10 protein-coding genes are annotated in these 10587 nt (G+C 62.1%); 6 read left to right on the forward strand and 4 right to left on the reverse strand.

Translation table 11 applies throughout. The annotated features are described in order from the left end of the window. From BP858_RS01160 to BP858_RS01170, 3 genes are all read right to left on the reverse strand, one after another. On the reverse strand, window positions 1-983 hold a 983-nt coding region (locus tag BP858_RS01160; protein ID WP_286878609.1), incomplete at its 3' end, for a hypothetical protein. Window positions 984-1107: 124 nt separating this feature from the next. Beyond that, entirely contained in the window at window positions 1108-2001 is an 894-nt protein-coding gene (locus BP858_RS01165; RefSeq protein WP_145916349.1) for a hypothetical protein, read from the reverse strand. 720 nt (window positions 2002-2721) lie between these two features. Further along, window positions 2722-3801 (reverse strand): acyltransferase, encoded by a 1080-nt coding sequence (locus tag BP858_RS01170; protein ID WP_286878610.1) that lies wholly within the window; start codon window positions 3799-3801, stop codon window positions 2722-2724. Between the two features lie 244 nt (window positions 3802-4045). On the opposite strand from BP858_RS01170, the gene BP858_RS01175 reads away from it, so the two are divergent. Together BP858_RS01175 and BP858_RS01180 are read left to right on the forward strand one after the other, a co-directional pair. Continuing rightward, entirely contained in the window at window positions 4046-4495 is a 450-nt protein-coding gene (locus tag BP858_RS01175; RefSeq protein WP_074175063.1) for a PPC domain-containing DNA-binding protein, read from the forward strand. Then, the gene (locus BP858_RS01180) at window positions 4492-6327 is read left to right on the forward strand and encodes a YgiQ family radical SAM protein (RefSeq protein ID WP_286878611.1); all 1836 of its coding nucleotides are present in this window, start codon (window positions 4492-4494) and stop codon (window positions 6325-6327) included. Before BP858_RS01175 ends, BP858_RS01180 begins: the two co-directional genes overlap by 4 nt. Before the next feature lie 38 nt (window positions 6328-6365). On the opposite strand, the gene BP858_RS01185 is transcribed toward BP858_RS01180, so the two are convergent. Further along, window positions 6366-6638, reverse strand: coding sequence for an HNH endonuclease (locus BP858_RS01185; RefSeq protein WP_062261940.1), 273 nt, complete (start codon window positions 6636-6638; stop codon window positions 6366-6368). A 325-nt stretch (window positions 6639-6963) separates the two neighbouring features. Between BP858_RS01185 and BP858_RS01190 the strand changes: the two genes are divergently transcribed. From BP858_RS01190 to BP858_RS01205, 4 genes are all read left to right on the forward strand, one after another. Then, complete coding sequence (locus BP858_RS01190) at window positions 6964-7653, forward strand: TIGR00266 family protein (protein WP_062261937.1); 690 nt, start codon at window positions 6964-6966, stop codon at window positions 7651-7653. 31 nt (window positions 7654-7684) lie between these two features. Continuing rightward, window positions 7685-8734, forward strand: a complete 1050-nt coding sequence (locus BP858_RS01195) for a DUF2117 domain-containing protein (RefSeq protein WP_074175060.1) — start codon at window positions 7685-7687, stop codon at window positions 8732-8734. Between the two features lie 3 nt (window positions 8735-8737). Further along, the gene (locus BP858_RS01200) at window positions 8738-9880 is read left to right on the forward strand and encodes a hypothetical protein (RefSeq protein WP_214166920.1); all 1143 of its coding nucleotides are present in this window, start codon (window positions 8738-8740) and stop codon (window positions 9878-9880) included. A 269-nt stretch (window positions 9881-10149) separates the two neighbouring features. After that, on the forward strand, window positions 10150-10587 hold a 438-nt coding region (locus tag BP858_RS01205), incomplete at its 3' end, for an RNA-guided endonuclease InsQ/TnpB family protein (RefSeq protein WP_286878613.1).

The following is a 10587-nucleotide window of genomic DNA, read 5'->3' on the forward strand; positions in this document are numbered from 1 at the left end:
GTCAGGGGATTCTCGGAAAAGACCTGGACGGTCATCTCATCGCCGGAGATTACGTCGACAAGGCTGCCGCCCCGGTAGACCTCGCCCGAGAGCCGGGCTCTCGTCGCGATAGACCCCGAGTTCTTGAAGAGTCCTGTGATCTTGATCGGTTTGCCGACCGTGAGCGCTCCCTCATAGCCGAGATCGGTCAGTTCCCCCTGCCGGGTCAGCGATCCTAACGGCAGGATCTCAAAGGTGCGACCTTCCTCTGCCAGTATCGCATCCCGGAGCGAGACCGTGACGTCCACCTGGTAGGTTCCTGCAGCAAGCCCCTCGTTGGGCCAGTGCACCACTATCCGTTCGGTGATGGTGGGGCTGACCGGGGTTTTAGCCTCAGAGATGGTGTCGATGACCGTCCCGTCCCGGGATATGACGGCGGTGATCTCAGGGGTCGCCACCACGTTCCCGGTGTTCTTGAAACCGACCTCAATACCCAGCGGGATGTCCACCTCGGTATCCCTCACCACGATGCTCATAACCTCGCCTGAGACCCGCTCGACATCGGTGACCGTGATCTCCAGGGTGGATGTTGCCTGGAGGATCGTCCCCACCGAGCCCGGAACCTTTTCACCAGGAACCGTCTCAACGATGACCTTTGCCGTGTAGCGGCCGTTCGCGGCATCGTCCGGGACCTTCACCCGCATCAGGACAGGGATCTGGCCCTTCTTTGGGGCGTAGACCTTCTGGATCTCTTCACTGCCATCGATGGCTGAGAATTTGATCCAGTCCTTCGCAGAACCCTCGGTCTTCAGGACCACGTCAAAGCCCGTATCAGAGGGATTAAAGATAGTTAACGACCGTTCAAAGGACCCCCCTCGCAGCGCGTTATCGATTGCCAGGCTGGAGGGTCCGACGGCTATGCCTGCAGCGCTCACCGGCTGACAGACGATCGCCGCCACCAACAGGATAGCGGCGACCATCGTCACCCCGCATCTCGGATTCATCGTCTCTCCTTTTTCTCTGTAGTCTCTGGCTGCGTGCCAGTAATCACATCATAAAACCGGTTTTTGCGCCAAAATCAGGCGCAAATGCCGGCTGATTGGTCACAAATCTATACCGCACCCAAACTCACACAGGTATGGGAGATATGACAGCCCCGAGGGTCATCGTGCCGGTCTTTGTACCGGTGGTTCCCTTGAAGACCTGGATAGAGAAGTCGAGCTCCTCGGTGTTGCAGAGCGGGAGCGCGTTCGGCAGGGTGACGGTCTCGAAGGGTTCGTAGACCATCGTGTTGGCGTTATCATTGCCCATCCGGGCGTCCCACTGGACGTTCCAGCCGCTCAGGCTCTCTCCAAGTCCCATGTCATCCTGGTTGATGGTGACCTGCAGGGCGGTGTTGCCGATGTTCCGGAGGGTCGGCCTGTTGTCGCCCGGGTTGAAGATGGTGTTGCCTGCGACCCACTTGTGCGTGTTGATGTTCACGTTGCCGTAGTTGACCGTGTCAAAGTCGATCTCAAAGGCAGCAACAGGCACATACAGGAAGGTGCTCTCCAGCGGCTCGGCCCAGTTGTTGTTGAAGTCGATGGCGTTTGCAAGAACCCGGTAATCACCAGCAGGCTGGTGGTAATCGAGGTCGGCTGTGCCGACCCAGACAGCAGCGGTGCCCTTCTCGAGGTACTCGGTGAGGATGACATTTGCGTCAAATTCCCCGGCGACGGTCAGCAGACCGGCGTCCATGGCGTCCTGGAAGAGCGCAATGGCCTCAGCCTGGTCGGTTATCTGGGTACCCATAACCTGGTATTTGAACGAACCGTTGCCCCAGGCATTCAGGGGGTGGTAGACATCCCAGGAGACCACGTTCACGTTGCCGTTGTCTTCATCATCCCAGACGACAGCGAAAAATTCAATATCCTTCTTACCCAGATATGATACCGGGGGCAGGAACTGGCTTCCAGAGATAGCGTGTGTCGGATCACCATCTTCCAGGGAGCTGGTGGTGTCAGCTACCCAGCTGCTGAGCACAACTGGGATGCTTCCTCCCCCCGTCGCGATATTAACTGTCGTCGTGACATCAACGGGATCCGCAGGATCCGCATTACACTGCGGCGCTACTCCTGCCGCAGAGACCGGCAGAACCATGACTGCCAGTATCATCATAACCGCGGTAATGATACCTAGCGGTACTCGGATTTTCATGCTACAATTCCTCCATAGATGTGGCTTCCAGGCGGTGGTTTACAGAATGGGCCACCTGGCACGGTACGGAACCTCGTTCTTCCCCGGGTACCGGGGGAGGTCTTGCCTCATCAGCCGGCCGGGCGCCCATCGTCGTCCTGTTCTCACTTCCCCACCCGGCCGGCCTTGGCAACTACCGTGACCTAGAGATCCCCCTCATAATATATATAATTTTCCCACATCCTTCTGCAGGGCGAGGTGTTATGGCGGCTCCCGGAGCCAACGGAGTTGGCTGGAGAGCCCCAATATAAATGTGAGATCATAACGGTAAATTCAGGCTATTTTGTAATTGTATAGAGTATTCTTAGAGATCCCAAGGCACGTGAGATGCAGGAAAAGAGGGGGCCGAAATCGACCGCGCATACCACCACGCAGTTTAACGGGAGGCTTCATTTTCGGAACCGAGGCCTGCTGTTCAACAATAAAAACATAACCTTTTTCTGGCAGGAGTGGCAGGCAAGGGGTGGGTCTGAGAGAGGATCACGTGCCGCCGGACCGCTCCGGACCTCACCGCGACCGGGGTGCGGCAAGCCTGACGAGGCCGTAGCTCACCGCTGCCGTCGCGAGGAAGAGCACCGGGTAGGTCACCCAGTCAGTCCACGATAGCCCGGTGAAGGAGGCCCAGGCGGCAGCGAGGGCGGCGATGATAATGGGATGGATGAGATAGATCCCAAACGAGTGCTCGCCGAACGACCGGAAAGAATCAGCAAGGAGGCCGCCGGTCTTCTCGAGCCGCATGGCTGTCATGATGAGCAGGACGATGACCGGGATGTAATAGAGCGGCTCGAATATCCGGTAGACGCAGAAGACAGCGAGCGTTGCGCCGGAGAAACTGCCGTGGAGGAGCATGGGTGCGACCCACACGCCCCCGATGAGGAGAGCCCCCGCACCGGCCGCGACAAGGACCCATGCCGGGGAGAGCGACCTGACCGCCGACCTGAACCATCCGGTATGCCGGGAGACGTGGATTCCAAGCACGAAGTAGAAGAGGTGCGACGGGAACGCCCGGGCCAGGATCGCGTACCAATCAGCGCCTGCAAAGGCCCCGAGGGCATGGGCGCCCACGTTCCAGAGGACCTGGCAGAAGAGGAGGGCAAGGAGGAGAAAGAGTGCCGCACCGGCCCGGTCGAAGACGTCGTAGCCCCTGATGATCAGGGGGTAAAGGAGGTATAACTGGATGATCACCACAAAGAACCAGAGGTGATAGGCAGCGGTTCCCATGAGGAGAGCGCCCGCCACCGCACCCGGTTCAGGCAGACTGGCGACGCGTATCGCGCCCTCCACCGGTATGAGGAGGTAGAGGGCGGTAAAGAAGAGGTACGGAGGGAGGATTGTCCGGGCCCGGCGCTGGTAGTAGGCCGGGACCGAATACGCTCCCGAATATCGGACCGCGAGCACCCAGCCCGATATGAAGATGAAGACCGGCACGGCAAAGTGGGCGGTGATGTAGACGAAGAGGTTCAGGAGGCCGGGCAGGTTCACCGCAGGGATCAGGGTGAAGTGCATGGAGATGTGGACCGCGATCACGGCGAGGGCGGCAAACCCCCGGAGGTACTCAAGCTCCCTGATCCAGACCACCAGAACCACGCACCGATGATCTCTCCCGGGCGGAGACGATCGATCCTTCGTTTGCGAACCCGGGGTATATCAACCCTGCCGCCGTGCCGGGCGGCAGTCGGGTCGAGCACCACCGGACCATTTCACCTGATACTTCACGCGTGACGTTGCCTTACGCTAAGAGAGGGCACAGGGCAACCCGGGGTGCGTGGGGTATGAGGTGCCCTGGAGCACTATAATACCAGAAGACACCATCTATCAGGAGAGGGAGTCCATGCAGTACTCGGAAGGGCAGGTCGGCAGGGTCTTTACGGTCAGGATTGACGATCGTGAGGATTTTATCAGTGAAGTCCGGCGCTTTGTTGCGGCGATGAACATCCAGAGCGGCATGATCCATTTCCTCGGTGCCGTACGGTCTGCAAGGATCGTGACCGGGCCAAAGGAGCCGGTCATCCCGCCAATCCCAAGGCACGAAGAGATCCTCGGGGGGTGGGAACTCTTCGGGTTTGCCACCATCTACCCCGGGGAGGAGGGACCGTCGATCCATATCCATACGGTGGCAGGGAGAGGAATCCAGTCGCTCGCCGGGTGCCTCAGGGAGAGGGGGGAGGTCTACGTAATCATTGAAGCGATCATCACAGAGTTCGTCGGGATATCGGCAAAACGGATCTTCGATGAGAAGACCGGCGTCGACCTGCCGGTCTTTGACCGGGTGCTTCCATGACCGACCAGCCAGAGTTCCTCCCCATGGCGATGGAGGAGGCGGAACGCCTCGGCATCGACCGATTCGACATCATCCTGGTCACCGGCGACGCCTACGTCGACCACCCCTCCTTCGGGACCGCGCTGCTCGGGCGGGTGCTCTGGGACGCCGGGTACTCGGTCGGCGTCATCGCCCAGCCCGACTGGCGGAGCGACGCCGACTTTCAGCGCCTGGGCACGCCCCGGCTCTTTTTCTCAGTCTCGGCCGGGAACGTCGACTCACTGGTGAACGCCTTCACGCCGAACCTGAAACGCCGGAGTTCGGACGTCTACTCCCCGGGAGGGAGACTTCTGCGACCCGACCGGGCGACCCTCGTCTACACCGACAGGGTCCATGCCCTCTTCCCCGGAACACCGATCGTCATCGGCGGGATCGAGGCGAGCCTCCGGCGCTTCGCCCACTACGACTACTGGTCAGACTCGGTCAGGCAGTCCATCCTCGCCGACGCCCCGGCCGACCTCCTTGTCTTTGGCATGGGCGAGCGCCAGGTGGTCACGATCGCACGCCGCCTCGCCGCCGGGGAAGCGGCCGGCTCGCTCACCGATATCCCCGGCACCGCCTACAGGCTCGACCTGAAGACCTGGCGGAGCACGGACCACGCCGGCTACGTGGTGCTCCCCGGCTATGAAGAGGTGAAGCAGGACCGCTACGCCTATGCCAGGGCATTCGCACAGCACTACCGGGAGCAGGACCCCCTGCGGGGCCGCACCGTGGCACAGCCGCATCCAAAGACCGTGATTATCCAGAACCCGCCGTCGATGCCGCTTGCAAGCATTGAGCTCGACCGGGTCTATGAACTCCCCTACGCAAGGGCAACGCATCCCTCCTACACCGAACCGGTCCCGGCTCTCGAACCGGTCAGGTTCTCGGTCGTCAGCCACCGGGGGTGTTTCGGCTCCTGCTCGTTCTGCGCCCTCACCCACCACCAGGGTCGGATCATCCAGAGTCGAAGTATCGACTCAATCGTTCGGGAAGTGGAACGGATGGCGGCGATGCCTGAGTTTACCGGCGTCGTCCAGGATGTCGGCGGGCCGACGGCGAACATGTACGGGATCCACTGCGACCGGTGGGACGACGCGGGCACCTGCCCGGACCGCCGCTGTATCGACTGCCCAACGCTCGAACGGAGCCACAAGGAGCAACTCCGCCTGCTCAAGCGCCTTCGCGAGATCCCGGGGGTGAAGCATGTCTTCATCGCGTCGGGGATCAGGTACGACCTCATACCCCCGGAGGAGCAGGAGTATCTCGCCCACGTCTGCGAAGGCCACATCTCCGGGCACCTCAAGGTCGCTCCCGAGCACGTCTCGGAGCGGGTCTGCTCCTGCATGGGAAAACCGCCCCGGGATGTCTTCGACGCCTTCAGGAAGCGGTTTGAGGCCCTCCAGGGAGGGAAGCCAAAACGGCAGTACCTCGTCCCCTACTTTATGTCCGGTCATCCGGGGTGCCGGATCACCGATATGGTCGAACTCGCCGAGTATGTCCGGGACACCGACCTCTACACCGAGCAGGTTCAGGACTTCACGCCGACACCGATGAGCATCTCGACGACCATCTACCACACAGGGCTAGACCCCTTCACCCTCGAGGAGGTCTATGTCCCGAAGGGCCGGGAAAAAAGGGTCCAGCGGGCACTCATGCACTACCGGGACCCGAAGAACTACGGGCTTGTCCGCGAGGGGCTCCGCGCGGCCGGGAGGGAGGACCTCATCGGGAACACATGGAAATGCCTGATCCCGGCACGGGGAGGCGGCCCGTCCCGGACGGGACGGAAGAAGAAGGGGCGAAGACCATAATGGTCCAGGGTAGTTAATAACCCACGCAACCCGGAGCACTACGACCGGTTCATACGGGCGAACCGCTCCCGGAACCGGCGCATCAGGTTCCGGTGGCAGAAGGGGCAGAGGGCCTGGAAGTTTCCGATGGTGTGAGCACCGCCGCGGATCACCGGTTGCCTGAGATCAAAATGCGTGGAACCGGCGGTGAGCGGAGCGTTGCACCCGGCGCACCGGTGGCACTGCCGCTCGAGGACGATCCGCATGACCTCGTCCGTGATGTATGCCCCGGGGATATGTACCTCCTGTGGTGCCCCGTGCTCCATGCCCATGATGAGAGAGTCCCCATTTTGATTAATAAACGTTGTGGTTGGTCGGGCCGGTGAACCTCCGGGAGGTGCGGCCCCGGGCCGAACCGGTGAAACCGGGGTGGTGGATGAAGGCGGGGTGCGGGGAGAGACTGTGACCTGGTTTTCCCCAGTCTTGCCGATGTAGCTCTGGACCATGATGGAGATCGCAAGGGAGAGGTCTTGTTCCCCTTGATGCAGAGGAGACGATCAAGTTCCCGAACGTGAACGCTAACCTTGTCCAGACTGCGGTCTCCGCGCCAGAATCCAATGAATAGACCTATACCCCAAAACCAGGAGAAATAGGGGTATGCAGTATGAGATCACCGGAGACAACCTCCAGATGGTGACCCTCCGCCTCGCCCCGGGGGAGACTGTCTGTGCCGAGGCCGGCGCCATGGTCAACATGAGCGGGAATATGCAGATGAGCACCAACATGAAGGGCGGACTCTTCAAGGGACTCAAACGGATGGTGACCGGCGAGAGCCTCTTCATGACCGAGTTCACCCCGAAGGACGGGGAGGGGTTCGTCTCCTTCGCCGGAAACGTCCCGGGAAAGATCTTCACGCTTGACCTCACTGAAGGCGAATTCATCGCCCAGAAGGATGCGTTCCTCTGCTCGGAGCAGGGCATCGACCTTGATGTTGCATTCGCAAAGAGGCTCCGGTCGGGGGCCTTCGGCGGGGAGGGGTTCATCCTGCAGCGGCTCTCCGGCAGAGGGACGGCGTTCCTCCACTGTTGCGGCGACATCATGGAGATGACACTTGCGCCCGGGGAGATGGTCAGGGTGGAGACCGGTCTCGTGGTCGGGTTTGAGAGCACCGTCGACTACAACATCGCGCTTGCCGGCGGCGTGAAGACCGTCTTCTTCGGGGGCGAGGGGCTCTTCCTGACCACGCTGACCGGGCCGGGCCGGGTCGTCCTGCAGTCCATGAACATAGCAAAACTCGCCACCGCCCTGATGCCCTACCTTCCGGTCCAGAACTCCTCGGGACGGTAACCTGATAGTCAACAAAGCCCTAAATTATGGCATGAATCCCCTGACAGCAGATGCCGTCATGGTGGTGCACGGCCCCGAGGTCTTCGATGCCGGCGATGTCGAATGGCTGATCAGGCTTCTCTCACCCCGGGAGGTGCTGGTCGCAGGGGTGATGGCCCGGACCGCAGCCAGGGAGTCGGGGCTCCCGGTGACCTGCACCGACGAGCGGCCAAGCGTTCTGCTCAACGCCCTCTCCGGCCGGGCCTTCCTGGTCAACCGGGGGAAGACGCCGGATTCAGGCCGGATATTCGGGGAGATCATCGCCGGCCGCCTGGGGAGCGGGCGGGGGCTCGTCCACGTGGAGTCTTCGAGCCGCACCGTCTACTCCTGGAACCGGGCCGACGACGCCCTCGCGCAGGAGATCGCAGAGATGACCGGATTTACCCTCGCCTCCGCGACGAGCACCGGCACCCCGCGCGACGGGACCCGGGAGATCCGCGGGTGCATCCCGGGAGAGGCGGTCTTCGTCAACGGGATCGTGATCGGGACCGCAACGGACGAGACGGTCGTCCTCTCCAGCCGTAACGGGACGATCAGGCCCGTCTCCGGGCTCGAGGTGAAACCCCACGGGTTTGAGAAACTCCTCCGGAGGGGGCTTCCCGACCTCAGAGCGGCCTGGTGCAAGAGCGGGATGATACGGTCAGCCCCGCCCCGGCCGGGAAAGGTGCGCGTCTCCCGGGCCGGCCGGGTCGCGGTCATCGACCACTGCGGTCACACCCTCTACCAGGAGATCGAGGACGAGGAGGTCTGCGGCGTCCTTGCCATCGGGGATGACACCACTGCCGTCTGCGGCCACATCTGTTCCCATGCAGGCATCCCGGTCTTCGGAGTGGTCGACGGGGACGGCGACGGCATCGTTGAGCCCGGGTTTGCGCCCGGGTCGGTGGTGGTCGAGGTCACCTACGGGCGGGACGATGACCTCGGGCGCGAGGTTGCAGCCACCCGGGACCTTGAGGCGTCCTACTGGGACGAGTGGGTCGAGGAGACCCTCCGCTCCCTCGAGGGGAGGGTGCGGGTCGTCGTCGACCGCCGGGAAGGATGAGGTATGCGATGCGCTGAGTGTAAGGGAAAAGGGCTCTGCGGGCTTCCGCGCTGCCCGATCATGAGCAGGTTCTACGCCCAGGCCCCGGTCAGGCCGAGCGACCACTACCAGGGGTCGGCCCCCTCGGTCTTCGTCGGGAGTTACGGCTACCCGAAGGTAGCAGGAGGCCCGCTGATGATCAACGATGCCGACAACCCGCCTGACTGGGTCGCCAGGGGGCTCGGGATCGAGGAGATCGTTGGGATACGCGCCCGGACGATACGCGGCACCGCCGGACCCGGGCGGCTTGCCGATAACCTCCAGGAGATCGCGATATCGAGCAAGCCGCTCGATGTGGAGGTACGGTTCACAAAACCCGTCGCCTTCGATCTCAGGTTCGACGGGACGATCGCGCCCGTCGGGCTCACCGGCGCTATCCGGAAGATGGACGTCCTCGATAACGCACGGGTGGACCGATCGGTGGACCGGGCCACGTCCGACACCGACCTCTCAGCCACCGACGCCTTCGAGATCCTCCACGCCTCGGGCACCGACGTCTACCAGATCACCCAGCTTCTCACCGCCGGTCTCCTCGGGCGGAAGCGGCACGTCGTCCCGACCAGGTGGGCGATCACGGCGGTCGACGATTCGGTCTCAAACCGGCTCAAGAAGAAGATCGCGCGATACCCGCCGCTCGGCGGGATAGAGGTCTTCTCGGCCTCGCTCTACGGGAACCATATTGTCTGCCTCCTCGTTCCCGGGGACTGGAAGTTTGAGATGATCGAGGTCTGGAGAAAACAGTCGCTCTGGGCCGGTGAGGACGAGACGATCGCGCAGGACGGCGAAGGGCTCACCAAATCCGGCTACTCACCCCTCGCGGGGGCCTACTACTCGGCCCGCCTGGCGGTCACCGAGTACCTGGAGAGCATACAGCGTTCTGCACGGGTGCTGGTGCTCCGGAGCATCACCGGCGAGTACTGGGCGCCGCTCGGCACCTGGGTGGTCAGGGAGGCGACACGGAACGCCATGAAGGGGCCAAAGACCGGGTGCGCCACCCTGCAGGAGGGGGTCGATACCGCTTCCCGCCTCCTCGGGTTCTCGCACTGGCGCCCCCACAGCCGGCTCATCCCTGAACTTATGACCCAGAAGACGCTCTTTGATTTCTAAACATCACGGAGTGCAACATGGGGACCCTCACGCGAAGCCGCGAAGAACGCGAAGTTCGGTATAGCTATCTGTAACTTCCCTTCGCGGCTTCGTGCCTTCGCGTGAGCTGCCGGTGAGCGAAGTGATACGTTCTACCTCTGCGGGGCTCGCGGGGCATGAGCGGGAGGGCTCCCTCCGCAAGGGGGGAGGGGATTCGCGGCGCCCCTTCTTCACTTTCACCCTGCACCGGTATTCTTTATGCCGGAGGAGGGTCAACATGACCCTATCGTATGCTGCGGAGGTACCAGTACCGGCTCTATCCGACGAAGGATCAGGAGGTTCTGCTCGCCAAGCACCTCGGGTGTTGCCGGTATGTGTACAACTGGGCCCTCAACCTCAAGAACACAGCGTACCACGACGAGGGGATCAGCCTCTCCAAGTACGACCTCATGCAGCAGCTCCCGGCGCTCAAAGAAGAGTTGCCGTGGCTGAAAGAGGTCAACGCCCAGTCGCTACAGCAATCGATCCATCACCTCTCCCGTGCGTTCACGAACTTCTTCGAGGGTCGGGCCGAAGAACCGACCTTCAAGAAGAAGCACGACCCCGAACAGGCGTTCACGGTGCCGCAGGCGTATACCGTGGACTTCCAGCAGGGCACCGTGAAACTCCCGAAGATCGGAACGCTCAAAGTCAAGTACCACCGGGCCTTCGCGGGCACGACGAAGTCT

Origin of the sequence: Methanoculleus sp. UBA413 (assembly GCF_002502935.1) — an archaeon.
GTDB classification, from domain to species: Archaea; Halobacteriota; Methanomicrobia; order Methanomicrobiales; family Methanoculleaceae; genus Methanoculleus; species Methanoculleus bourgensis.